Annotated in this window: 24 protein-coding genes; 13 read left to right on the forward strand and 11 right to left on the reverse strand. The window is 36.7% G+C overall.

Annotated features, from left to right (window positions below):
- Positions 1 to 9 precede the first annotated feature (9 nt).
- Together DEU39_RS19440 and DEU39_RS19445 are read left to right on the forward strand one after the other, a co-directional pair.
- Positions 10 to 1,383: a RagB/SusD family nutrient uptake outer membrane protein gene (locus DEU39_RS19440; RefSeq protein ID WP_120233175.1), complete on the forward strand. Its 1,374-nt coding sequence runs from the start codon at positions 10 to 12 to the stop codon at positions 1,381 to 1,383.
- Entirely contained in the window at positions 1,370 to 3,862 is a 2,493-nt protein-coding gene (locus tag DEU39_RS19445) for a prolyl oligopeptidase family serine peptidase (RefSeq protein ID WP_120233058.1), read from the forward strand. Before DEU39_RS19440 ends, DEU39_RS19445 begins: the two co-directional genes overlap by 14 nt.
- Positions 3,863 to 3,876: 14 nt before the next feature.
- Here DEU39_RS19445 and DEU39_RS19450 read toward each other — a convergent pair whose 3' ends face one another.
- The 3 genes from DEU39_RS19450 to DEU39_RS19460 form a co-directional block, all read right to left on the reverse strand.
- The gene (locus DEU39_RS19450) at positions 3,877 to 4,146 is read right to left on the reverse strand and encodes a DUF6520 family protein (protein WP_076597476.1); all 270 of its coding nucleotides are present in this window, start codon (positions 4,144 to 4,146) and stop codon (positions 3,877 to 3,879) included.
- A gap of 12 nt (positions 4,147 to 4,158) precedes the next feature.
- On the reverse strand, positions 4,159 to 5,679 hold the full coding sequence (locus DEU39_RS19455; protein ID WP_228436851.1) for a DoxX family protein: 1,521 nt from the start codon (positions 5,677 to 5,679) through the stop codon (positions 4,159 to 4,161).
- 201 nt (positions 5,680 to 5,880) lie between these two features.
- Positions 5,881 to 6,117: a hypothetical protein gene (locus DEU39_RS19460; RefSeq protein WP_120233059.1), complete on the reverse strand. Its 237-nt coding sequence runs from the start codon at positions 6,115 to 6,117 to the stop codon at positions 5,881 to 5,883.
- Positions 6,118 to 6,394: 277 nt separating this feature from the next.
- Here DEU39_RS19460 and DEU39_RS19465 point away from each other — a divergent pair, with 277 nt between their 5' ends.
- Together DEU39_RS19465 and DEU39_RS19470 are read left to right on the forward strand one after the other, a co-directional pair.
- On the forward strand, positions 6,395 to 8,098 hold the full coding sequence (locus DEU39_RS19465; RefSeq protein WP_120233060.1) for a helix-turn-helix domain-containing protein: 1,704 nt from the start codon (positions 6,395 to 6,397) through the stop codon (positions 8,096 to 8,098).
- Positions 8,099 to 8,144: 46 nt separating this feature from the next.
- Complete coding sequence (locus tag DEU39_RS19470) at positions 8,145 to 8,990, forward strand: RteC domain-containing protein (RefSeq protein WP_120233061.1); 846 nt, start codon at positions 8,145 to 8,147, stop codon at positions 8,988 to 8,990.
- Between the two features lie 51 nt (positions 8,991 to 9,041).
- Here DEU39_RS19470 and mobC read toward each other — a convergent pair whose 3' ends face one another.
- From mobC to DEU39_RS24225, 4 genes are all read right to left on the reverse strand, one after another.
- A complete protein-coding gene (gene mobC, locus DEU39_RS19475) occupies positions 9,042 to 11,042 on the reverse strand; it encodes a conjugal transfer protein MobC (protein ID WP_120233176.1) in 2,001 nt (666 codons plus the stop codon).
- Positions 11,043 to 11,166: 124 nt separating this feature from the next.
- Complete coding sequence (mobB, locus tag DEU39_RS19480; protein ID WP_120233062.1) at positions 11,167 to 12,420, reverse strand: conjugal transfer protein MobB; 1,254 nt, start codon at positions 12,418 to 12,420, stop codon at positions 11,167 to 11,169.
- A complete protein-coding gene (mobA, locus tag DEU39_RS19485) occupies positions 12,417 to 12,851 on the reverse strand; it encodes a conjugal transfer protein MobA (RefSeq protein WP_120233063.1) in 435 nt (144 codons plus the stop codon). The genes mobB and mobA overlap by 4 nt, the downstream gene beginning before the upstream one ends.
- Before the next feature lie 371 nt (positions 12,852 to 13,222).
- Positions 13,223 to 13,444, reverse strand: coding sequence for a hypothetical protein (locus tag DEU39_RS24225; protein ID WP_147367628.1), 222 nt, complete (start codon positions 13,442 to 13,444; stop codon positions 13,223 to 13,225).
- A gap of 37 nt (positions 13,445 to 13,481) precedes the next feature.
- Between DEU39_RS24225 and DEU39_RS19490 the strand changes: the two genes are divergently transcribed.
- From DEU39_RS19490 to DEU39_RS19500, 3 genes are read left to right on the forward strand one after another with little or no spacing between them, the layout of a single operon-like run.
- The gene (locus DEU39_RS19490; protein WP_120233064.1) at positions 13,482 to 14,249 is read left to right on the forward strand and encodes a ParA family protein; all 768 of its coding nucleotides are present in this window, start codon (positions 13,482 to 13,484) and stop codon (positions 14,247 to 14,249) included.
- Positions 14,250 to 14,253: 4 nt separating this feature from the next.
- Positions 14,254 to 14,649, forward strand: coding sequence for a DUF3408 domain-containing protein (locus DEU39_RS19495; RefSeq protein WP_120233065.1), 396 nt, complete (start codon positions 14,254 to 14,256; stop codon positions 14,647 to 14,649).
- An 11-nt stretch (positions 14,650 to 14,660) separates the two neighbouring features.
- The gene (locus DEU39_RS19500; RefSeq protein ID WP_120233066.1) at positions 14,661 to 15,281 is read left to right on the forward strand and encodes a hypothetical protein; all 621 of its coding nucleotides are present in this window, start codon (positions 14,661 to 14,663) and stop codon (positions 15,279 to 15,281) included.
- A gap of 30 nt (positions 15,282 to 15,311) precedes the next feature.
- Here the strand turns inward: DEU39_RS19500 and arsB are convergent, their stop codons facing one another.
- The 4 genes from arsB to DEU39_RS19520 are packed head-to-tail and all read right to left on the reverse strand — an operon-like array spanning position 15,312 to position 17,849.
- Positions 15,312 to 16,343, reverse strand: a complete 1,032-nt coding sequence (gene arsB, locus DEU39_RS19505) for an ACR3 family arsenite efflux transporter (protein WP_120233067.1) — start codon at positions 16,341 to 16,343, stop codon at positions 15,312 to 15,314.
- Positions 16,344 to 16,364: 21 nt separating this feature from the next.
- Positions 16,365 to 16,976 (reverse strand): low molecular weight phosphatase family protein, encoded by a 612-nt coding sequence (locus tag DEU39_RS19510; RefSeq protein ID WP_120233068.1) that lies wholly within the window; start codon positions 16,974 to 16,976, stop codon positions 16,365 to 16,367.
- Positions 16,977 to 16,990: 14 nt separating this feature from the next.
- Positions 16,991 to 17,464, reverse strand: coding sequence for a DUF6428 family protein (locus tag DEU39_RS19515; protein WP_120233069.1), 474 nt, complete (start codon positions 17,462 to 17,464; stop codon positions 16,991 to 16,993).
- A gap of 58 nt (positions 17,465 to 17,522) precedes the next feature.
- Positions 17,523 to 17,849: an ArsR/SmtB family transcription factor gene (locus DEU39_RS19520; protein ID WP_120233070.1), complete on the reverse strand. Its 327-nt coding sequence runs from the start codon at positions 17,847 to 17,849 to the stop codon at positions 17,523 to 17,525.
- Positions 17,850 to 18,060: 211 nt separating this feature from the next.
- Here DEU39_RS19520 and DEU39_RS19525 point away from each other — a divergent pair, with 211 nt between their 5' ends.
- From DEU39_RS19525 to traK, 6 genes are read left to right on the forward strand one after another with little or no spacing between them, the layout of a single operon-like run.
- Positions 18,061 to 18,366 (forward strand): DUF4134 domain-containing protein, encoded by a 306-nt coding sequence (locus DEU39_RS19525; protein ID WP_120233071.1) that lies wholly within the window; start codon positions 18,061 to 18,063, stop codon positions 18,364 to 18,366.
- A 10-nt stretch (positions 18,367 to 18,376) separates the two neighbouring features.
- Positions 18,377 to 18,709 (forward strand): DUF4133 domain-containing protein, encoded by a 333-nt coding sequence (locus tag DEU39_RS19530; protein ID WP_120233177.1) that lies wholly within the window; start codon positions 18,377 to 18,379, stop codon positions 18,707 to 18,709.
- Complete coding sequence (locus DEU39_RS19535; protein ID WP_120233072.1) at positions 18,706 to 21,216, forward strand: TraG family conjugative transposon ATPase; 2,511 nt, start codon at positions 18,706 to 18,708, stop codon at positions 21,214 to 21,216. The genes DEU39_RS19530 and DEU39_RS19535 overlap by 4 nt, the downstream gene beginning before the upstream one ends.
- Before the next feature lie 21 nt (positions 21,217 to 21,237).
- A complete protein-coding gene (locus DEU39_RS19540; protein WP_120233073.1) occupies positions 21,238 to 21,870 on the forward strand; it encodes a DUF4141 domain-containing protein in 633 nt (210 codons plus the stop codon).
- Position 21,871: 1 nt separating this feature from the next.
- A complete protein-coding gene (traJ, locus tag DEU39_RS19545) occupies positions 21,872 to 22,864 on the forward strand; it encodes a conjugative transposon protein TraJ (RefSeq protein ID WP_120233074.1) in 993 nt (330 codons plus the stop codon).
- Positions 22,865 to 22,876: 12 nt separating this feature from the next.
- Entirely contained in the window at positions 22,877 to 23,500 is a 624-nt protein-coding gene (gene traK, locus DEU39_RS19550) for a conjugative transposon protein TraK (RefSeq protein ID WP_120233075.1), read from the forward strand.

A 23,500-nucleotide genomic window follows, 5' to 3' on the forward strand; every position in this document is an offset into this window, starting at 1 on the left:
ACTATGACAATGAAACTTTATCAACAATTCTATATCATAACAGGATTTGTAGTATTATCGAGTATGAGTTCCTGTGAAAAACTAATCGAGGTAGAACTGCCTTCCAATCAGATTGCTTCCGATCAGGTATTTGTGGATGTGCAGACGGCGGATGCTGTTTTGGCAGGACTATATTCAGGACTACGTGATAGCTCTCCGTTTGCGGGAGATCAGTCCGGCAGATTATTAGGGCTTTACACTGATGATCTGGACTTTTATTCCACTATAGCTACCAATGGACTTCCTGAGATTGCCCACAACCTTCAGAACGATTCCAACGCGAGTATTTATACGGATTGGTCAACTTCTTATAAGCAGTTGTATGTCGCCAATGCCATACTGGAAGGTATTGAAAAGTCAAATTCCATTTCCCAGGCAGACCGCAACCGAATCAAAGGAGAGGCATTAATGGTCAGATCCATGCTGCTGTTATACCTTCAGCAGGTATATGGAGATATTCCATATCCGATAACTACCGATTATCAGGTTAATCAGTCGATTTCAAAAACTGATAAGGCACAGGTGCTTATACAGCTCAGTGAAGATCTTAAAGAATCCATCAGCCTGCTTCAGGACAACTACAGAAATACGGAGAGGATTTATCCTAACCGTAAAATGGCGGAACTGCTATTGGCTAAAGTCTGTCTGCTAGAGGGAAAATGGTCAGAGGCAGAGCTTTTATGCAAAGGTATCATTCAAAGTCCGCTGTACCAGTTTCAGAATGACATTACCAAGGTTTTTATTAAATCGGGAAGCCATATCCTCTGGCAGCTGAAGCCTAAAAATTCGGGGGATGGAACCAAAGAGTCCGGAATTTATTATTTTACCAATTCAGCACCTTCGATGACTGCGCTCAGTTCAGGGCTTGTCAATACCTTTTCTTCTGCAGATCTAAGAAAGCAGTATTGGATGGCTCCGGTAACTTTTAACGGAACAACCTGGTACAGGGCTGAGAAATACAAAAACAGGACTGCCAATACAACGGAATATTCAATCATTGCCCGCCTGGAAGAGGTGTATATTCTTTTAGCGGAGACTTTGGTACGGCAAAATAAAATAGATGAAGCCCTTTCGTACCTCAATAAAACCAGACAGAGGGCAGGAATCCTGCCGTTAGCCATGCCTTTATCAAAGGAAGTTGCACTCAACGAGATTGTCATGGAAAACCGCAGGGAGTTTTTTACAGAAATGGGACATCGTTTTTTCGATCTTAAAAGAATAGGGAAGCTCGATACAGCTTTACAGACGAAGCCCAACTGGAAGCCTTATCATAAGCTTTGGCCGATCCCCCAGCAGGACATTTTATTGAACTCTAATTTAAAACCTCAGAATGAAGGCTATTAAGATTAAACCGTTTCTATGCGCCGTAATCACATTTATCTGGAGTAGCGGTTTGTTGGCGCAGTATAATATGGATTCCATCAAGGAGAGGTATGCTAAATTCTACACCATTGCCAACCTTAAAGTTGATAATGAAAACCAGTGGATTTCCTTTACTAAGATTTATAAAAAAAATACGGATACGACGGTCATTGTTAAAGTCGGTCAACAGCAGGATTTTACGGATGCTTTTGTAGGGGTTTCCGAAAGCTGGTTTTTAAAAGGTAACCGTTTTTTATGGTTAGGAAAAGATAAAGCGGAGCTTGTTGACCTTCGGTCCGGGAATAAGAAAGATTTTAAGGAAGCCGGTACCATCGAGGTTCTTCCTTCTCTTGGTTACTATGCTGTTTTATATAAAAACCGTCTTCTGGAAGTATTTGACAGCAAAGACAAACTTGTTGCTTCCGTCGGCGATGTGGCACAGCTGGTAGGCAATGAAAAGAATCAGCTGTACATCCTTGTGAAGCAGAACAATGTCTTATCTGTTTGGTCACTACAGTCCAAAACATTTAAAAAGGTGTATACTTCTGAGCAGGGTATTAAAAAAGTCATGCTGACGCCCTCACAAAGGTATCTGGCGGTTACAGAGCAGGAGAAGTCTTCTGGTGGATTGCAGCTTGTATTACTCGACACCAAATCACTGAAAGTTTCAAGAGTTGGCAATGGCTTTATGAAAGCAGACTATATCGAGGTTCGTGAGATCAATAACGGAGGTGCTTTTTTTCTGGATTGTACTACCCGTCCAAAACCTGCTCCTGCAACCCAGCCGGAAATAAAATACGGTACCGATCAGGATCTTTGGCTCTATAGAATGGGAGAGCAGTACCGCGAGTACTGGGTGTATAATGTAGAGTCAGAACAGTTGGAAAAGATCAATCGCAACGGGATGTTTATGGCCGCTATGGACCATGACAGGTATTTTCTAAGCTTTGACCGGAAGGAGAGGAATGCGTATGTCAGTTCGGTTTCCTGGTTTGACATTTATTTATATGACCGTGTTGGTAAAACATCAAAAAAGATACTCACACAAACTTCAAACCTCGTAGTCAGCCGGGAAGGAGAGTTTATCATAGGCTTCAATGAAGAGAAAAAACGATGGATACTGTACCATACGTTATCATCGAAAGAAAAAACGATTGCAAATGAAGAAATCCAAAGGCCTGTATTCAGTCAAGATAACCGGTATGTTTTTTTTGAAAGCCAAAGCGGTCTTTACCGGTTTGATCTGCGTGCGGAAAACCTGGCACCAATAGCTGTCACAGAAAATAAAAAAGTAAGCATTGTCAATGTCAAAGAAGAGGCTATCTATGGAACATTAGGTGCGGATTTTCGAATCCGTAGTGTTGACACAAATAATCCCATCATCTTTGAGCAGTATGATCCAAACAGCAATGAAACATCATATGCTCAGTGGTTCCACAGTACAATAAAGGTGCTGCTTCCGGCTACTAAAAACAGGGTTAGCGATTTCAAAATTAATCCCGGGAGTCATACGGTTATCAGTCTGGAAGAGAATTTCAACAGTCCTCAGGCAATTTATCAATATCACGGCGGTCAAAAGAAAAAAGTGTATCAAAGCAACAGGCATGATCAGGAGATCATTATGGCTAGGCAGGAAGTACTTTCATATAAGAATAGTTTAGGTGTTCCCATCAAAGGTGTATTGTACTATCCGCTTAACTTTGATGTCCGCGAGAAGTATCCATTGGTTCTGTCGATCTATGAAGTCCAGAATAAAAGTGCATCGGTGTATCCTTATCCTTTTTTTTCAGGTATAGGGATTAACATCCGGTCATTAATTGATAATGGCTATTTTGTTTTTCTTCCCGATGTGGTTTTGGACAGTCGCGGACCTGGATTTTCCGCGTTGGATTGTGTGCATTCAGGACTGGATGCCCTGAAAGGAAATAACAATATTGACAGCAATAGGGTAGGACTTATGGGGCATTCATTTGGCGGGTTCGGCACCAGTTTCATAGCAACCCGTTCCCATCGTTTTGCGGCCTATATATCAGGAGCAGCGGTTACCGATCTGGTGAAATTTTATTTTTCCTTCAGTCAGGAAAGAAAGCTTCCCAATTATCCCCGCTTTGAAAACGGACAGTTTGATATGAAGGTGCCGTTTTCTAAGAACAAAATGCTTTACTATGATAACAGTCCTATTGCCAATGTAGAGAAAATTAATAAGCCAACCCTACTCTGGACAGGGCTGAAGGATGGAAATGTCCCTTATACTCATACAGAAGAATTGTATACCGGTTTACTGCGGAATCAAAAAAAGGCGGTAGTACTGTATTACAAAGATCAGGATCATGATCTGGCAAAAAATAGTTCTGAGAGCATGGACCTGCATTTAAGAATCCTGGAGTGGTGGGATTACTTTCTGAAAGATAAAAAAGATATTCCCTGGATTGATAAAGAAATGAAAAAGGATGCCCTGTAAGGCATCCTCTTTTTTTACTGTGGAATTTCTCTGAGAACATTGTCACAGAAGGTTTCTGAGACCTGTTCTTTCAGCTGAGTGCCGTCTGACAGCTCACAGATAGGTCCTGTAGGAATGTCACTACAATTTTTACCTGCTTGTTCACACGTGAAATTTCCATTACCATCCGGAACCATAACATATCCCGGTACAATTGCTTTGTTGGTCTGATTTGCCATCTTTGTGGCAAATGCTGTTCCTGTTCCTAGTACCACTAGTAAAGCAGGGAAAAGGATCTTTTTCATAACATGAAATATTTAGTGTTGCCTACTCTGTTGATCGGTTTTCGGCTTCCCCGATTTGATATATTGAGATAATACTTTTGTTATTTTGTATTGGGCGAGCTGATTATTATGGAGAGTGTACAGGTATTTGTCCGTGAAAATGATGTCATTGAGTGTATGATCGTCTTTTTTAAAAATATAGATGCTTCCTACATAACTTTTGGAATCCATGTCATATACATCCAGTACATCTGATTTTTTCCATGCTTTTCTCGATTCGTGCCTGCCCATCAGATTGGATTGAACAAAAAGCAGATTTCTGTACACAACAGATCTTATATTGACCTTCAGGGCAGGTGCTGTCATCTTGTAAGTGCCGTCAGAGAGCTTCGTTGTTTTGATTTGGGCAGTTTTTACAGTATCTATCGTCTTAAGTAATTGCTGCACCTGCATACTGCTGTTCATGACAATCACCTGATTTCTGTAAGTATAGGTATATAGCAGTTTTTTTGTATGCTGTTCATAAGCCATGCTTCCGTCAACGTCGAACAGGCCGTCGGTCTGTTTCTGTAAAACGGTTGTTTTTAGTTGTAATTTCTCAGGACTGTCAATATCAAGAAGCCCTAGAACTAAATGGTTGCTCGGACGTATCTGTGTCCTGATGGCAAAACGGGAAGAGTCGATAACCCTGAGATCATTAAAATAAGCGTCTTTATAACTTATTCTTGTAGTAGATTCAGTCCCAAGCCTGCCTTTAAACAGGATGGGTACCGATCCGTCATAGATATAGAAATGTCCGTTCAATACTATTTGCCTGATGTTTTTATAAGGATGATCGGTTTCTATTCGGGCAGAGGTAGAGGCTGTCCGACGCATCGACGAGTCAACTGTGAGAAGCTGTTGCGGATATTTCTGGTTAGACAGATAAATGTTATGATCATCAAACCCTGCAAAATAATAAAAATTATTGTCCAGCTGTAGTGATTGATGCTCGATGACAGGGTGCTTGATAAATCGCCTTGTAAAATTATTTTCCTTTTTAATGACATGCTCAGAGGAAAGAAACAAACCTATCATTACTATAATGCTTACTACGATTGATGTTACTACCGTTAAAGCGGTTTTTGATGTCCGAACATAAATTTTCTTTTCTATTAAGAATAAGGCAATAATTGCAAGTAAAACACACACTGCATTAAAAATTAAATGTTCAGTCCAGCCGAGTTTTTCCAGAATGCCACCACAGGAACAGGGAACAAAGTCACTATAGTTGAGAATGATGAAAATATAGGTTGTAAATGCTGACATCAAAATCAGTGAGAGATATAGGCCTGCACGTCTGCAAAAGGGTACCAACAGTAAAATAGAAGCAACCCATTCTATAATAATGACGCTGTATGAGACAAAACCTGCATAAGCACTTAAAAGTGGCGACTGTGCCAGTTGAATCTGAAATCTTTCAAAGTCAATAAGCTTACTGACACTGGCGTATACAAATAATAATATAAAGAAGTAGCTTACAAAAGGGGGGATTATATTGAGAAAATTTTTCATATCATGTTATTATGAGGTTAACAGACTTGAACCAATCTCCATTTAATTTTACAACCACAGTATTCGGGCATCGGTTCACCTTTGAAAAGGGGTACGGTAGTCTTGAAATTCCCCATACTTTCCCAGATGCCACTCTTTGGACATGGTAAGCCTGTAACAACTGATATGGAGGTATGAGGAATCATGATTTTATTATAGTTTTTAATTTTGGGTAAGCCGCCAATTATCACCATCCCTCACAGGAGGATCTTTTGTTTCAGGATCTTTAATAGTCTCTATGGATTTAGCAGAATCCTGTTTCATTGCCATACTATTTATTGTAGGTTCTGATTTTTCAATCTTTGCATTATTTGATATTATATCATCATCTCGATGGGTGCAGTTTTGCAAAGAAACTACTCCGATCACTATACTAAAAAATGGGATAAGCTTTTTCATTGTAATAATTTTAATCTGGTTATCCCGGCCGGTTTATATTAGAATTCTGATATCAAAATTATCAGGCTTAAGAGGTAAAAAAAACTGATCTGCGGCTCTATTTTAAAATTGATACGTATCAATTTTAAAATTAACACATCTTTAATTTTAGTGTAATATATTGGTTATTAATGCTTTGTGATTGATTTATTCTTGTGGGTATCTAATTCCTCTAATTTTGATTTATTTAAAACATAAATGATTATTTTTGAGATGGTGAGGTTCTAAATATCAGTTTATGAAAAAGTTTTATTACTTTCTCGTCTTATTTTCTGCATTTTCACATTTTTTATTCTCACAAAAGAAAGATGAAAGAACGTACAGTGAAATCAGAAAACCTTATGAAAAAATGACCATAGATGACATTAATGCAATGCCCTATGTAAAACTCTATATTCAAAAAGCAAAAAATGAAAAGAACTTTTCAAAGCTGATTCAAGGGTATAGGGACGGAAGACAATTCGACTACAAAAACAAAATGAAGTTTGCTGACAGTGCGCTAGTCGTTAGTTTGCAGCATGGAACTCAAGATGATATAAGTAAAGAGTATCTAAGCAAGGGGATTATCTACTATTTTTATCAGAAAAAGTATAAGCTGGCCTTAAATGAATATCTTAAAGCTTATTCATATTTGAAGGGTTCGAAAGATCAATACCACTACTACAAAGTTCTTTATCATTTAGGAATTGTAAAAGGCCATTTAGGCTATTACGATGAAGCCATGAATCATTTTCTTGAATGTACTTCATTTTACAGGTCAAAGTTGGATGAAAGCCATCATGAAAATGAAAAGTTTAATTATGAAAAAGCATACCTCAACTGCTTACATCAATTAACCGTACTCAACAGATATCTGAATAACTTTGATAAAAGCGACAGTTTAAGTATGTTGGGTTACCGGTTAACCGTAGATAATAGCGATTTTGCATTGGAAAAAAGCTATTTTCTCAAATGCATCGGAATTTCCAGATTTCATCATAAAGATTATGTTGGTGCTCGGGATCACTTGCAAAAATCTTTACCCAATATTCTAAAGAGAAATGATTTCGCCTGGGCATCTGTAGTATATTATTACCTGGGTAAAACATATGAAGCACAGGATAATGTAAATAGGGCTGTAGGATGTTATAACAAAATAGATTCTATTTTCAATAAACATGATTTTATACTTCCAGAGGTCTATAAGAGCTATCACTATCTTATCGATCATTATAAAGATAAAGAGGTCGAAAAGCAACTGTACTATACCAATCAGCTTTTAAAAGCTGACAGTTTAATCAGTAAAGATTTTCCCTATTTATCTTTGAAACTTCATAAAGATTTTGACCGACGTACACTGATGGATGCAAAAGAAGAAATCGAGAGATCCAGTACTAAAAAAATAGTATTGGCTCAGATACTGATTGCTTCAGGAAGTGTAGTTCTTGGTTTTTTTGTTGTCCGGTATCGAAGAGATCAAAAGATAAAAAAACAATATCAGCTTCTTCAAAAGAGAATTGCTGAAGGAAAATATAATATGAATGATATTTTAAGAGAAGAAATGATAGAGCTGCCTGTAAGAAAGACTTCTCTTACCCCGGAAATGGCTTTAGAAATAAAAGAAAAACTTCAGAAGTTTGAGCAGGAGCAACATTTCAAAAAGAAAGGGATTACGCAGAAAAGTATTGCTTTAAAGCTGGGAACCAATTCCCACTATCTTTCGGTTTATATTAATGAACAAAAAGGGATTAATTTTAATAAATACATGGCTGAACTGAGAATTAATTATATCACTAACCTGCTTAATACCAACAGTAAATATTTAAATTATACTATCGAGGCTCTGGCTGATGAATGTGGTATAGCGGCACGCCAGAACTTTTCAAATCTGTTCTTTGATATCAATGGGATCAGACCTACCGATTATATAAAGAATCGGAAAAAGGAACTGGGTATTAGTTGATTAAGTAGTGCTTTAGGTAATTTTTGTAAATTCCTTAAAAAAGGACATGGTAACAAAAACAATTTTTAAAAGAGTTTCGAAGTTATTGGAGGATCTGGACCTAAAGATTAACGAAGTCAATGCTGACGGAAATGATATGATCAAAATTTCTGAAAAGGCTTTACTCATTATTGACGAGTCTATAAGGAAATTGAAACTTCTGGTTTCCAACCATCATTTTAATCATATTGCCGAAGAAGTATTGTTTTTTAAAAAGCTAAAACCGCAGTTTATCTCAAAATTTATTTATTATTCTGCAGTACTGGATATTGAATCTCATAAACCGGCTGCTGGAAAGAAGACCTTAAAAAAATATTATGAAGCAGAACAGGAAAAATTGAAAGACTTTTATTTGGAGCATTCTGAATTTTACAGTTACTATAAACGGGAAGCAACCTATCTTGATCATAAAATATTTGTTCGCAATTCCTACGACCTAAAAATGAAGCTTTCATCCGGATTTTATAATTATGATCCGAGTTTTACAACTTCTCACGATCATATAATCGCCAGATTTATTTCCAATGAGCAATTCGATCAGTATTTAAAAAAGCAAATTGAAAATTCGAATGATACCTTTACCACAAAAGTATTTTCTCCTTTGAGCTGGTCGGGGTCAAAGGTCGGACTTATAGAGCTTATCTATGCGCTTTACCAGATGCGTTGTTTTAACGGTGGTAATATAGAGTTAAGCGAAGTGATAAAATTTACAGAAAAGTCATTGGATTGCGATTTAGGTAACTTTCATAAAACCATCTTTGAAATCCGTAACCGAAAACAGGGACCAACCAAATTCCTTCAATTGGTGAGTGACAATTTGAATCAATATTTTATGAACAGTGATGCTGAGTAACATACATACAAATGAAAACCTCAAATCGTATGGTATTTGAGGTTTCATTCTTTAATCCAGTTTCAATAAATGCTGCAAATCAGGATCATTTTTTATTCGATCCATTTCATCTGTGATGATATTTAGAATATCTGACTTAATTTCTCTGTAATTATCTTGAATCTGCCTGGTCATAGAATCATTCCCGTCTTCATCAATAAAGGATCGGATTGGTGGTATCTGCTGAAAGCTTTTCATTTCTTGAGAAAGCTTAACATTGTCTACGACAATCTCGGAATGAAAAATCTTCTGCTGAATCCTTTCATTAAAGTTATCAGATACAGCACCGACAAAAAATCCCTGGGTCAGGGTAGAAATTTTCGAAGCTGGAATCAAACTATCCAATTGGGTAGAGATTGAGGTAGAGGTATCATTCCTATTGATGGATATACTTTGTCTTTTTTGCAGTACTTTTCCAAAGCGTTCGGATAAGGTTTTTGCTGTTTCCCCGACCACCTGACCGCTGAAAATATTGCCGACCGTATTCTGAATGACTTTACTTTCCTTGTCTCCATAATCTCTTGTCAGCTGAGAAAAATCTTGGAATCCGAGACATACGGAAACTTTATTACTTCTGGCAGTGGCAATTAAATTATCCAAGCCTCTGAAATAAATAGTGGGAAGCTCGTCAATAATGACAGAACTTTTTAACTGTCCTTTTTTATTAATTAACTTAACAATTCTCGAATTGTATAGCCCAAGAGCTGCAGAATAAATATTCTGACGATCAGGATTATTTCCAACACAAAGAATTTTAGGCTCATTGGGGTTATTGATATCCAAAGAAAAATCGTCTCCGGTCATTACCCAGTATAATTGTGGTGAGATCATTCTTGACAAAGGAATCTTTGCGGAAGCGATTTGCCCCTGCAATTGATCCTGGGCACCCCCTTGCCATGCATCCATAAAAGGAGATAGGTAGTTTTCTAATTCAGAATAAGAAGTTAATATCGTAAAGACCTCTTCATATTTTTTGTTAAGCAGTTCAATAGCATGTGGAAAAGTGCAGTATTTACCGTTCTTATATATCTTAAGAAACCATATGATGGCAGCTAGCAGTATGATAGGACTCTCAACAAAGAAATCGCCCTGTTTTTGTATCCAGCTTCTGTTAAGGTTTAACATAATGGTGTAGGCAGCTTCATATGCATCAGATATATCCGTCATAAAATCGGGATTTAAAGGATTACATCGATGACTTTTTCTTGGGTCGTCAAAGTTGATGATATAGAATTTCGGCTTTACGGTATAAGCATCAGAATGATTGAGAAGATGGTTGTACGCAATAGTAGACAAATCATCGAATTTAAAATCATAGATATACATGGAAAATCCTTTTTCAATATGTTGTCTTATATAGTTGTTGACAACAGCATAGGATTTTCCTGAGCCTGGAGTTCCTAAGACAATGGTAGCACGAAAAGGATTTACCACATTAATCCATCCCTGATGCCACTTCCCTTGATAATAGAATTGTGTAGGAAGGTTAACAGAGTATTCATTATAGAGTAATTGGGTTTCCTGCTGAAAGCTTTCATTCTCATTGTTAAAAACATCGGTCATTAAGTCTGTTTTGAGTAAACGGCTTATCCAGACTCCTGCCTGCATTAGAAGAATGTATCCGGATCCAGTAGATAGCATGTAAAGTACAGGAGTAAAACTGCTGGCAGATTGTAAGAGGATTGTGTTTAAAAAGAATAAGACGAAACCGATAGAAAAAACAATACTAATTTTTTTCCAAGTGATCTTTTCATTCTTGACTCCCTTTGTCCCGAGGCAACTTAAAGCCAGTAAAACTATTGCAAACAGCTTAGAATAAATAGGTTGCGAAAAAAGGCCTGCTGTCTTATTAAAATTATGAAGTATTTTATTGATGAGTTCCAATGTCCATTGTTGCTTTGCAAAAAATCCGTAACAAAACCAATAGAGATGCATTAGTACTAGAATAATGCTTACCGATCGCATAAACGCCATGATTTTGGCAAGTCCTCTCAAATCGTCTTCACCCTGCATATTACATTTTAGAAGCATAAGTACAGGATTACGTATTCTCAACTACAAATGCGTCATTGCAAGCATAAGTTGTCTGTCTTTGGCTCTTTGAGCATCGTTATAAGACCGTTTTTACAAAAGAAGATTATTTTTTTCTTCTTTTTCTTTGGCGCTTTTTCATTTGAGATGCAAAAATTTGTTCCTCCTGATCCGTATTTATATCTGAAGATAATAAACTGCTAAAAAATCCGTCAAAAACTCCACTGATGCTATCCGTAAGAAATTGTTCTGTCCATACTTCCTCAGATAAATTAAAGTGATCATTATGATCGTATTTTGTTTCACGCTTTATTTCTACCTCATTCCACAGTGTATTGAATGAGTTGGCTGAAAGTTCTTTACTCAGCTGTGAACCATTCCAAACAGATTTGGAGTTATGGTCTATGAATGTAATTCCGTATATTTTTCCATGATTATTTTTTCTAATAACTGTAGCAATTCCCTGTTCCAAAAGTTGAGACTTAAAAGAAGCTTCCGATTTACTCGTGCTGAGGGCAGTTTCTACCGTTCTTTTAAGAATATGTTTTGAAGGATCATTTTTCATTTTCAATTTAGATTTCTCAATGAGCACCTGAATATTTTCTACTCCTGCATGCATACCAAAAAGGGATGATTTAAAAGGATTACTTACTTTTTTCCCATTTTTATCCGTAGCAAAATAGACGATTCCCTTTCTCATCTTTCCATGCAGTTCTCCGCTAACCTCTTCAGTTGAAATATTAAATTGAGAGAGTAAAGCGTTATAAGCACCCATACTTTGAAAGCCATAGGTTTTAGGGATATGTCTTATGACGGATGATAATTGTGTTTTGATATTTCCCTTAGTATAATCTACAAGTTTAAAAACAGAGCTTTGATTTAAATTTCTGTTCTCACCAGCGACTTTCAGGTTATATTGTTTTTCCAGTTTTCTGCAAGCTTCCATTGATCGCGGGTGATCATAGCGATCTGATATTTTTGTCCCATCGATCTGTACACAGGTGGTGACGATATGAATGTGAGTTCTATCAATATCCGTATGTTTAAAAACGACATAGGGTTGGTCGCCATAACCCATTTCCTGCATATATTGCTGAGCCATTTCTCTATAATCTTTGTCATCAACCTTATCATTAGGATCAGGATTAAGAGAAATATGTCTTACCGGTTTTTCAGTTTTGTTATTGGCAATCAAGTAGGGTTCAAAATACTGATGAAAAAATTTAACCGAATAAGGTCGATCCCACAAATCGGGAATCTTATTAGTGAATAAAACCGTTCCATTTTCGTTGTCTACTTTTTGCTGATTGTAGGTGAGGGCACCCCAAAGATTTTCACCTTTTCCAATTTTTGCGATCATTTATCAGTAGTTTTTTGAATATGGTTTTGCTCAAATTCTTTCGTGAGTTCTATCACCTGTTTACAGATTACAGCTAGGTTTTTAGTATGATTTTCCAGTTTAAAGAGATACAGAGAAGCTTTTTTCTCCGTAAAATTTCGATATAAAATTTTTACAATCTGATTGTAATTGTTTCCAATCGACTGAAACTGGTAAAAGAATTTAGTGAGTTGAGTATGATAATCCATCGTTGAAACATCAACTTTTATAATTTTTAATTCTCTCCGAAGCAAAATTGTTGTAATAAATTTTGCTTTGCTGCTCATGCCTGAAGCTTCAAATAATTTTAGAAAACCAACATTTTCTTCATCTGTCAATCGAAATACATACCTGTTTTTACTTGGGTTCAGCTTAGGCTTACGCCCTCCTTTATTGTTTCTATTTGTTTCCATATTCTCTAATTTAATGTTAAGAAAATCACGACTTCGGAGTGGTTTTTAAAGCCCCAGCCAGGGCAAGTTGTTTTGAGGCACGAAAAAAGTTATGAGGCACTCAAAACATAACTTGCCCCTTTCGGGTGAAAGGAAATATCTTGAATAGAATAGATTTATAACATTATACTATTCAGACACTACCATTTCGAAAAACTCTTCAATCGTCTGAAACAAATTAAACCACAATCAATTAGAGAAACGGTATAGTAAACAAAGCCAAAGATGGAAGTGAACTGCCAAAAACTACCATTATAAAAGCACTGAAATAGAAATATTTTTCATTTGCATCAGATTGAGGGCGGGACTAACTGCAAATCCGATAGAATTCTTTAATTCTGGAAATCCTGCATTCTTGACTTCAGGAATGCCAGCTTTCGTGATATCATTTTTGACAGATAGAAGTCAGAAATTTCATCTGTCAGGATTGAAAGACGGATGAGATTCATTAACCAATGCCGGAAGCCAATACAGCTTTCAATGGTCATAGCTAACATTCTTGATGACGAAATATCATGCTTGAGTTTATGATGGTTTGAAGGCTTGCTGTCCATCAGTCTTTCAACTTTGGATTAACTAAAATTCAATATAATGAAAACAAAAAAACAACCCACAATTATTGCTTTTTCCACTCAAAAGGGAGGTGTAGGAAAAAGCACGTTTACAACATTAATGGCAAGCATCCTTCATTATCGAGTGGGATATCAGGTTGCTGTCTTTGATTGTGACTTTCCGCAGTACAGTTTACTCCAGATGAGAGAGCGGGATTTAAAAATGGTGATGCAGAATGAGATTTTAAAAAAGATGGCTCACAAACAATTTACGAGTATTAATAAAAAAGCTTATCCTATTTTTCAGAGTAAAACTGATCAGGTTTTACAAGAAATAGATATGTATGTTGATGGCTTGGAAATAACTCCTGACATTATATTTTTAGATCTGCCGGGAACTGTGAATACTGCTGGTATTTTAAAAACATTGACCAATGTACATTATATTTTTTCTCCTATTACTGCAGATCGTCTCGTATTGGAAAGTACACTAAGTTTCACCGATGTTCTAACCAATGTATTGATGAAAGAAACTCAAACAGGAATCCGGGCTATCCATCTTTTCTGGAATCAGGTGGATGGAAGAGAACGGACGTTACTTTACAAAAATTACAGCAAAGTGATTTCAGATTTAGGGCTGCCGCTTATGGAAACAACCATTACAGACAGTAAAAGATTTCGAAAAGAAGGGGAGACCATTACAAAGGCTGTTTTCCGATCAACTTTACTGCCTGCAGATCCTAAGATGCTAGCACAATGCAGGTTGGATCAATTTATAAAAGAATTTTTAAGAATTGTAAAACTATAAAAGTATGGATCACGACAATAATAACAATCAAGATCACAGTATCGATGAACAATATCTGATGTCCATTATGGCTGGTAGCCCCAAGAAAGAAATTCCTGTAAAAAATGCAGATTCCAAAAAGGAGAAAGCTGTAACAAAAAATAAGTTGAAGAGTCAGAAAAGTAATGATACAAGTTATATGGAGCAGTTTCTTACGTATCATACAATGACTAAGCGTGGTGATAAAAGTATTTATATCCGTCCTGAATATCACGAACGCCTCTCACGCATTATTCAAATCATCGCCGATGACCAGATTCCCCTGTATGCTTATCTGGATAATATACTGGCTTATCATTTTGAAATGTTTGAAAAGGAAATTACTGATGATTTCAATAACAAATACCGTCCAATCTTTTAATCTATCATCTTATGGAACAAATTATCATCATCGGTTTATTAATCATTCTTGTTTTAGTTCTTGTAGACAAAAAATTTTCAATCAATATCCTTGGAAATGATAATGTTACTAAAACTAAGAATCTACCATCTATTATGGGAGATACGAAACAAAGAGAAAGACAAGCATCGCCAATCGATACGAATGAGAGACAAAATGAATCTACTTTACAAACAGAAAATAATTTTGAATCAGAAACCAGAGATGCTGAATTTGATACTATGGGTCAGACTAAAAATCTGGATGATATCCTAGTTACAAATGATGAATGGGAGCAGGAGAATGAAGATTGGAAATATGAGAACTCTACCGTTGAAAGCGGGTTTGCTACGGGGGTTACCTTCCAGGAATTGAGTACTGCGGGTCAGTTGCTTCAACAGAACGTGCTGAAGCCTGACTTAGAACGACAAGCAGTGGATATAATTCAAAAAATCCAAGGGACCGAGCTTTTTGATCTGTTAGAAAACTCTTTAGAAGATGCTTCAAAAAGAATTGCCAGTTTGTTAAACGAGAGTATTTCAAATAATGACAAGGCCGTTACTTCTAAGCATAATAATCCTGCAGATGGTTTCGATATAGGGGAGTTTGTATAGAACTCCCTTTTGTCTATATTAATGTTCGTGTTAAGTATAAACCTTTTTCTTTAGCCATAAACTTATTCTAACAAGCAATATTAAAACTGGTACTTCTACCAAAGGTCCTATAACACCTACAAATGCCTGTTGAGAGTGGATTCCAAAAACTGCAATCGATACTGCAATTGCCAATTCAAAGTTGTTTCCTGTTGCTGTAAAAGCTATCGAAGCATTTTTATCATAGGAGACTCCAAGCGATTTGTTGATAAAGAAACTCACAACGAACATTAGCACGAAGTATACCATTAATGGTATAGCTATTTTTACAACATCTGATGGTAATTCTAAAATCTTATCTCCTTTAAGACTAAACATAAGTACAATCGTAAATAAAAGCGCATATAAAGTCAGTGGAGATATAGTAGGAATAAATTTTCTATTGTACCATTCCAAACCTTTCGATTTGATTAATAAGTAACGGCTCAAAAAGCCTGCTAGAAAAGGAATCCCTAGATATATCAAAACACTTTCAGTAACGTCTCTCATTGATACAGTCACATTTAAATTAGCCAAACCAAGCTTTGCCGGTAAAACATTGATAAAAAGCCAAACCAGAAAACTATAACTCAATACCTGAAATATACTGTTCAAGGCTACCAACAATGCTCCATACTCACGATTACCTTTTGCTAAATCATTCCACACAAGTACCATTGCAATACATCTGGCTAAACCAATAAGAATTAAACCAATCATATAATTAGGTTCATCTCTAAGGAAAATAATTGCTAATAAGAACATTAAAACCGGACCGATAATCCAATTTAGTAACAAAGAAATTCCAATTGCCTTTTTGTCTTGAAAAACTTTAGGCAACAATGAATAATCAACCTTTGCTAACGGTGGGTACATCATAATGATTAAGCCAATTGCCAATGGAATATTTGTTGTTCCGATGGACAAGGAATTTGTAATATTAGAAATACTGGGAAAGAAGTATCCTAGACCTATCCCTAAAAACATAGCCAAGAATATCCATAAAGTAAGGAATCTATCAAGAAATTTTAATTTTGGTTGCATTTACATTTGTTTAATCACTTCTTATTTTTTTATCTGAGAAAAGACATAGAACATTTCTGCACCAATCTGCAAACTTCTTTCATTGTAAACCGCCGTTTGTTCGGGCGTATTATCTGAAATTTTAGGGTCTTCAAACGTTATTGGAATGCGTTTATCTGCCCCTGCAATAAAAGGACATCCTCCATCTGCCTGAGAGCAGGTCATAATCGCAACAAAGCCATTAGTAGGATTAAATGAACTGTCATATCTCTTAGAAAAACCAATAATTGGGTGTTTATCTTCATCATACTTGATAGTGTATACAGGATTTTCTGTATCAGAAATTTTATTGATAAAAAGCCCCTGTTCTTGCAAAGTCTCTACAACTTTGGGAAACATAGCTGTTTCTTCCGTACCTCCTGAATAACAAATTACATTCGACAAATTATAATAAACACTTGCAACCTGTGCCCAAACTTGTGACAAATGGCTTCTTCTTGAATTATGGGTACAAATAAAGTTAATGGTTACTTCTTTTTGTTCTTCAACTCTTTTTTGAATAAAATCAACTAATGGTGCTAAAGTAGCTTTTCTAGCTTCGCTGATTTCCTGATTTTTCAATAACTCTATTGTTTTTAGTAGTTTTGAATACATAATTTTATTTGAATTTAGCAACACCCAGAATTTGGAGTGCAACAAGAGGTTTGATTATTAGAAAGTTCAGATAAGTTTACTTTTTGTTTTTCAGCTGGAATTCCGCAAGCATCCTGAGCTAAGCACGCTGTTGTTTTATTTCTAAGAACAAAATTTTTCCCATTAAACTCCAAATCAAATTTGCCTATTGTAGTATTTTGATACTCAACTTCAATTTCATCATCTTCAATACCAAGTTTTTCTTCTGATAGCTTAATAATATTTAAAAGTTTTGCGGGTTTTAGACGATGTTCAAAATCATCAGCATTCCACAATTGAAAGTTTACTACTTTTTCATTTCTGATTGTTCCGCCACAATCGATAAAATGTTTTGTTACAGTTCCTACTTCTGTTACATGAAAATGCTCAGGAACAAATGTTCCATTTTCTAATTGAAATTCAACATTATCCAATGTTGGTAAGATTTCTTTAATTTCAGATAGTTTCATAAATTTTTATTTATTGGTTAAATGCAATATTACGATATATGTATTTAAAAAAAATGCCTTAACAGCATTTCTGATTTGCAGTTGTCAGAATAATATTTGAAAAATAATCTTTTAGTATTGCAAAAGTATTTTCATCAATACAGTAGCAAATCGCAGTTCCTTCAATATTCCCTTTTATAAGACCTGCATTCTTCAATTCTTTTAAATGTTGAGAAACCGTTGCCTGCGCTAATGGCAATTCGTTAACAATATCACCACAGATACAAGTATTTACTTTCAAAAGATATTCAATAATCGCAATTCTTGCGGGATGCCCTAATGCTTTTGCTATTATAGCAATTTTATTTTGTTCATCTGTAAAATGGTCGGTTTTGGTTGCTCCCATAATTTTGTAAAATAATCTATCGCAATATTACGATTAATTTTTTGAAGTTCAAAAATTAATTTTAGTAGAAGTGGTCATCTTACTATTTAGGTGCCACTAAAAGCCATTCACTTCCCACTGCTGACATTTCCCGATAAGTCTGTTTTTCCAAAGCACATTTGCTGTGAGTCCTGCAGAGTGCAGTTCTCAGTAACAAAAAAATGTTTACAAAATGGAAAAACAAAGAAAAAAACTGATGTATGCATTACTGGCGATCTTGATTGCTCCATATGCTTTTTCACAAGGTAATGGCAGTGCCGGGATCAATGAGGCTACTCAGATGGTCACTTCTTATTTTGAACCCGCTACCCAATTAATTTACGCCATAGGTGCAGTCGTAGGATTGATTGGAGGAGTAAAAGTTTACAACAAGTTCAGCAGTGGTGATCCTGACACCAGTAAGACGGCTGCCAGCTGGTTCGGAGCATGTATTTTTTTAATTGTTGCTGCAACAATCCTTCGTTCATTTTTCCTTTAAAATGATGATTATGAATAGTTATCACATAAATAAAGGAATAGGAAGGACGGTAGAATTTAAGGGACTTAAAGCACAATATCTTTTTATTTTTTCAGGCGGATTATTAGGAATACTCGTATCCTTAATGATCATGTATATGGCTGGAGTTAATACGTATCTGTGTTTAATTCTCGGAGGTGTCAGCAGTGGACTTCTTATATGGCAAACCTTCACACTGAATGGAAAATACGGTGAGCATGGTCTGATGAAATTAGGCGCCCGCAAGAAGCATCCAAAATACATCATCAGTCGAAAGGGTATTTACAGGTATTTAAAAACTAACCGTAAAAGAGCAAACATATGAGAAATTCTTCCAAAGCAGCAACGTTGGAAAGTAAATTTCCATTGCTGGCGATTGAAAATCATTGTATTATTTCAAAGGACGCTGATGTTACGGTTTGCTTTAGGGTAAAACTTCCGGAATTATTTACCGTTGCTTCAGCTGACTATGAAGCGATGCACTCCTCATGGTTCAAAGCAATTAAAACGCTTCCCGACTATACGGTAATACATAAACAGGATTGGTTTATCAAAGAGAATTACAATCCTGATCTATCAAGAGAAGATCAGAGTTTTCTTTCAAAATCATTTGAAAGGCATTTCAATGAGAGACCTTTTTTAAATCATTACTGCTATCTGTTCATCACGAAAACCAGCAAGGAGAGAATACGGATGCAGAGCAATTTTTCTTCTCTCTGCAAAGGTAAACTGATTCCAAAGGAGATTAAGGACAAAGAAGTTATCAGTCGATTTCTTGAAGCTGTCGATCAGCTGGAAAGAATAATGAATGACTGTGGCTATATTTATCTCGAAAGAATGACTGAAGATGAGATATCAGGAACTGAAGATAGTTCAGGACTATTGGAGCAATATCTCACCTTGTCCCGTGAAGTCAATCCGTCATTACAGGACATCAAATTAGGATCGGAAGAAATGCGAATCGGTAATAACCGAATCAGTATGCATACGTTATCGGATACTGAGGATTTACCGGGTACTGTATCATCGCATAGCCGTTATGAAAAGTTAAGTACAGATCGGAGTGACTGTCTTTTGTCTTTTGCTTCTCCTGTAGGACTTCTGCTAAACTGTAATCACATTTACAACCAGTATCTGTTCATTGACAACAGCGATGAAAACCTTCGCCAGTTCGAAAAGTCAGCAAGAAATATGCATTCACTGGCAAGATACAGCAGAGCGAATCAGATTAATAAAGAGTGGATTGAAAAGTATCTGAATGAGGCACATTCCTTCGGATTACAATCTATCCGGGCTCATTTTAATGTAATGTCATGGTCTGACAGCCCTCATGAGCTAAAGCAGTTAAAGAATGATACAGGAAGTGCGTTAGCGCTAATGGAATGTAAACCCCGCCACAACACAACAGATACGGCGACATTATATTGGGCAGGAATTCCAGGCAATGCTGGTGATTTTCCAAGCGAAGAAAGCTTTTATACATTTATTGAGCCTGCTCTATGTTTTTTCACTGAAGAAACCAACTATCAGGATTCGCCTTCACCATTTGGCATTAAGATGGCTGACCGCCTAACGGGAAAGCCCATTCATCTGGATATTTCAGATCTACCCATGAAGCAGGGGATTATTACCAATAGAAATAAGTTTATCCTCGGACCTTCAGGAAGTGGAAAGTCTTTCTTCACCAACCATATGGTACGGCAGTACTATGAGCAAGGCGCCCATGTCCTTTTGGTGGATACCGGAAATTCCTACCAGGGATTATGTGAACTGATTAGAGGAAAAACGAAAGGAGAGGATGGGGTTTATTTTACTTATACCGAGGATAATCCGATTGCTTTCAACCCATTCTATACCGATGACGGTGTCTTTGATATTGAAAAAAGAGAGAGTATCAAAACACTGATTTTGACTTTATGGAAAAGAGATGACGAGCCACCGACACGCTCAGAAGAGGTAGCATTGTCCAATGCAGTAAGTGGATATATTGAAAAAATAAAATCCAATGACCAACATCCGTCTTTCAATGGATTCTATGATTATGTTAAAGATGATTACCAGAAAGTATTGGAACAAAAGAAAGTCAGGGAAAAAGATTTTGATATTGCCAACTTTCTTAATGTTCTGGAGCCTTACTACAAAGGAGGCGAGTATGATTATCTCCTGAATTCAGAAAAGCAGCTGGACTTATTATCCAAACGTTTCATTGTCTTTGAAATCGATGCCATTAAAGATCACAAGATTCTCTTTCCAATAGTTACCATTATCATTATGGAAGTCTTCATCAATAAGATGCGAAGGCTCAAGGGAATCAGAAAACTGATCCTTATTGAAGAAGCATGGAAAGCGATTGCCAAAGAGGGTATGGCCGAATATATCAAGTATTTATTCAAAACGGTCAGAAAATTCTTTGGGGAAGCGATAGTAGTGACTCAGGAAGTTGATGATATTATCCAGTCGCCGATTGTAAAGGAAAGTATTATTAACAACTCAGATTGTAAGATTCTTCTCGACCAGCGAAAGTACATGAACAAATTCGATGATATTCAGGCTATGCTGGGATTAACTGATAAAGAAAAATCTCAAGTACTGTCAATCAACATGAACAATGATCCCAAAAGATTGTATAAGGAAGTCTGGATTGGATTAGGAGGAACACACTCTGCGGTCTATGCGACTGAAGTTTCTACAGAGGAATATCTCGCTTATACTACCGAAGAAACAGAAAAGATGGAAGTGATGAATCTTGCATCTGAACTTGATGGGAATGTGGAACACGCCATCAAGCGGATCTCTCTCAAGAGAATCAAATCGAATACGAAAGACAACTAAATCAATTAAAATTTCACAACAATGAAAAATTTAATCATTAAAACAGTAGTGATAGCATTCTTTGCTACCTTGACCTATGCAAAAGCACAATTTGTAGTAACTGACCCTGCTAATCTGGCATCAGGTATTTTGAACTCTGCCAACGAAATTGTACAGACTTCATCGACGGTATCCAACGTTGTTAAAAACTTCAATGAGGTTAAAAAGGTGTACGAGCAGGGTAAAGAGTATTACGATAAGCTCAAAGCCGTCAACAATTTGGTAAAAGATGCCCGAAAGGTTCAGCAAACCGTTCTTTTAGTGGGTGACGTTTCTGAAATGTATGTCAATAATTTCGGTAAAATGCTAAATGACCCCCGTTTTAATGCGCAGGAATTAGCATCTATTGCCAATGGCTATTCTGCTCTTCTTACTGAAAGTACGGAGCTGCTGAAAGAACTCAAAGAGATTATTACTTCAAATGGCCTCTCGCTTAATGATAAGGAAAGAATGGATGTTATTGACCGGGTGTATAAAGAAGTTAAAGCTTATCATAATCTGGTACGGTACTACACCAATAAGAATATTTCGGTAAGTTATCTCAGAGCAAAAAAACAGAACAACACGCAAAGGGTGTTAGATCTTTACGGAACCTCCAATCAAAAATACTGGTAAAATGGAACCGAACAACTTACACGAAGTACTGCGTTCCGTTTACGAAGAAATGATGCCCATGTGTGCTGATATGGCTGCAGTGGCAAAAGGAGTTGCTGGTCTGGGCGCGTTGTTTTACGTGGCTTTAAAAGTGTGGCAGTCATTGAGTCGTGCAGAATCTATTGATTTATTTCCCATGTTGAGACCTTTTGCCATTGGCATCTGCATTATGTTTTTCTCAACATTGGTTCTAGGAGGATTAAATGGCGTTATGAGCCCAATTGTTCAGGGAAGTCATTCAATGCTGGAAAATCAGGTATTGGATATGAATGACCTGCAGCAGAAAAAGGATCTTTTAGAGAGGGAAGCTATGCTCAGAAATCCAGAGATGGCTTATCTGATTTCCAACGAAGAGTTTGACAAAAAATTGGAGGAGCTGGGTTGGTCGCCTTCGGATCTGGTTACCATGTCGGGAATGTATATTGAAAGAGAGATGTTTGCCATTAAGAAAGATATCAGAGATGGTTTTCGTGAATTTTTAGAAATACTATTCCAGGCTGCTGCACTGGTTATTGATACCATCAGAACCTTTTTTCTGATTGTCCTTTCAATCTTGGGACCCATTGCCTTTGCCATTTCCGTCTGGGATGGATTTCAGACCACTTTAACTCAATGGTTGACAAGATACGTTAGTGTTTATTTATGGCTTCCGGTTGCTGATATATTCAGTGCTATACTTGCCAAGATACAGACTTTGATTTTAGAAAGGGACATCGAAATGCTTGCAGATCCTACGTTCATTCCTGATACTTCCAATACCGTGTACATTATTTATATGGTAATCGGTATCATCGGCTACTTTACAGTGCCAACTGTTACAGGCTGGATCATTCAGGCAGGAGGTGCCGGCAATTTTATGCGCAATGTGAACCAAACTGCTGCGAAATCAGGTAATGTTGCTGGAGCGGCAGTAGGTTCGGCAACAGGAAATATTTCGGGAAGATTATTAAAATAAAAATACAGTTCTATGGAATTTAAAACTTTAAGAAATATTGAGAGCAGTTTCAAACAGATCCGATTATTTACGTTTGTTTTTGTGGTGCTGTGTTTTGGTGTTGTAGGCGTAGTCGTCTTCAAATCTTACCAGTTTGCCGAAGAGCAGCGTCAGAAGATTTATGTGCTGGATAACGGCAAATCCCTGATGGTAGCACTATCACAGGATATATCGATCAACAGACCGGTGGAGGCAAGAGAGCATGTGAGAAGATTTCACGAATTGTTCTTCACGATAGCACCTGATAAAAATGCCATCGAGAGTAATGTGAAAAGGGCCTTCAATTTGGCTGACCAATCCGCATTCAACTACTACAAGGACCTCCAGGAGAAAGGATACTATAACAGAATCATTTCTGGCAATATCCAGCAGAGGATTGAAGTGGACAGTGTTGTAGCGAACTTCGACAGTTATCCTTATGATGTAAAAACTTATGCCAGGCAGTTCATTATCAGATCCAGTAATCTTACTATTCGAAATCTAATTACGAACTGTTCATTGGTTAATTCTGTCAGGTCTGACAGTAATCCCCAGGGATTTACTATTGAAAAATTCAATGTGATTGAAAACAAAGATGTAGAAACTGTCGAACGCTAA

Origin of the sequence: Chryseobacterium sp. AG363, assembly GCF_003610675.1 — a bacterium.
GTDB lineage: Bacteria > Bacteroidota > Bacteroidia > Flavobacteriales > Weeksellaceae > Chryseobacterium > Chryseobacterium cucumeris.

Excerpts from the sequence above, each read along its gene's own strand:
- DEU39_RS19530 (WP_120233177.1), top strand. The coding sequence starts at position 18,377 with ATGAATAGTTATCACATAAATAAAGGAATAGGAAGGACGGTAGAATTT.
- DEU39_RS19445 (WP_120233058.1), top strand. The coding sequence starts at position 1,370 with ATGAAGGCTATTAAGATTAAACCGTTTCTATGCGCCGTAATCACATTT.
- DEU39_RS19440 (WP_120233175.1), top strand. The coding sequence starts at position 10 with ATGAAACTTTATCAACAATTCTATATCATAACAGGATTTGTAGTATTA.
- DEU39_RS19465 (WP_120233060.1), top strand. The coding sequence starts at position 6,395 with ATGAAAAAGTTTTATTACTTTCTCGTCTTATTTTCTGCATTTTCACAT.
- DEU39_RS19540 (WP_120233073.1), top strand. The coding sequence starts at position 21,238 with ATGAAAAATTTAATCATTAAAACAGTAGTGATAGCATTCTTTGCTACC.
- arsB (WP_120233067.1), bottom strand. The coding sequence starts at position 16,343 with ATGCAACCAAAATTAAAATTTCTTGATAGATTCCTTACTTTATGGATA.
- mobC (WP_120233176.1), bottom strand. The coding sequence starts at position 11,042 with ATGCAGGGTGAAGACGATTTGAGAGGACTTGCCAAAATCATGGCGTTT.
- DEU39_RS24225 (WP_147367628.1), bottom strand. The coding sequence starts at position 13,444 with ATGGACAGCAAGCCTTCAAACCATCATAAACTCAAGCATGATATTTCG.
- DEU39_RS19520 (WP_120233070.1), bottom strand. The coding sequence starts at position 17,849 with ATGGGAGCAACCAAAACCGACCATTTTACAGATGAACAAAATAAAATT.
- DEU39_RS19455 (WP_228436851.1), bottom strand. The coding sequence starts at position 5,679 with ATGAAAAATTTTCTCAATATAATCCCCCCTTTTGTAAGCTACTTCTTT.
- mobB (WP_120233062.1), bottom strand. The coding sequence starts at position 12,420 with ATGATCGCAAAAATTGGAAAAGGTGAAAATCTTTGGGGTGCCCTCACC.
- DEU39_RS19460 (WP_120233059.1), bottom strand. The coding sequence starts at position 6,117 with ATGAAAAAGCTTATCCCATTTTTTAGTATAGTGATCGGAGTAGTTTCT.
- DEU39_RS19450 (WP_076597476.1), bottom strand. The coding sequence starts at position 4,146 with ATGAAAAAGATCCTTTTCCCTGCTTTACTAGTGGTACTAGGAACAGGA.
- DEU39_RS19515 (WP_120233069.1), bottom strand. The coding sequence starts at position 17,464 with ATGAAACTATCTGAAATTAAAGAAATCTTACCAACATTGGATAATGTT.
- DEU39_RS19535 (WP_120233072.1), top strand. The coding sequence starts at position 18,706 with ATGAGAAATTCTTCCAAAGCAGCAACGTTGGAAAGTAAATTTCCATTG.
- DEU39_RS19500 (WP_120233066.1), top strand. The coding sequence starts at position 14,661 with ATGGAACAAATTATCATCATCGGTTTATTAATCATTCTTGTTTTAGTT.
- DEU39_RS19525 (WP_120233071.1), top strand. The coding sequence starts at position 18,061 with ATGGAAAAACAAAGAAAAAAACTGATGTATGCATTACTGGCGATCTTG.
- traJ (WP_120233074.1), top strand. The coding sequence starts at position 21,872 with ATGGAACCGAACAACTTACACGAAGTACTGCGTTCCGTTTACGAAGAA.
- mobA (WP_120233063.1), bottom strand. The coding sequence starts at position 12,851 with ATGGAAACAAATAGAAACAATAAAGGAGGGCGTAAGCCTAAGCTGAAC.
- traK (WP_120233075.1), top strand. The coding sequence starts at position 22,877 with ATGGAATTTAAAACTTTAAGAAATATTGAGAGCAGTTTCAAACAGATC.
- DEU39_RS19470 (WP_120233061.1), top strand. The coding sequence starts at position 8,145 with ATGGTAACAAAAACAATTTTTAAAAGAGTTTCGAAGTTATTGGAGGAT.
- DEU39_RS19490 (WP_120233064.1), top strand. The coding sequence starts at position 13,482 with ATGAAAACAAAAAAACAACCCACAATTATTGCTTTTTCCACTCAAAAG.
- DEU39_RS19495 (WP_120233065.1), top strand. The coding sequence starts at position 14,254 with ATGGATCACGACAATAATAACAATCAAGATCACAGTATCGATGAACAA.
- DEU39_RS19510 (WP_120233068.1), bottom strand. The coding sequence starts at position 16,976 with ATGTATTCAAAACTACTAAAAACAATAGAGTTATTGAAAAATCAGGAA.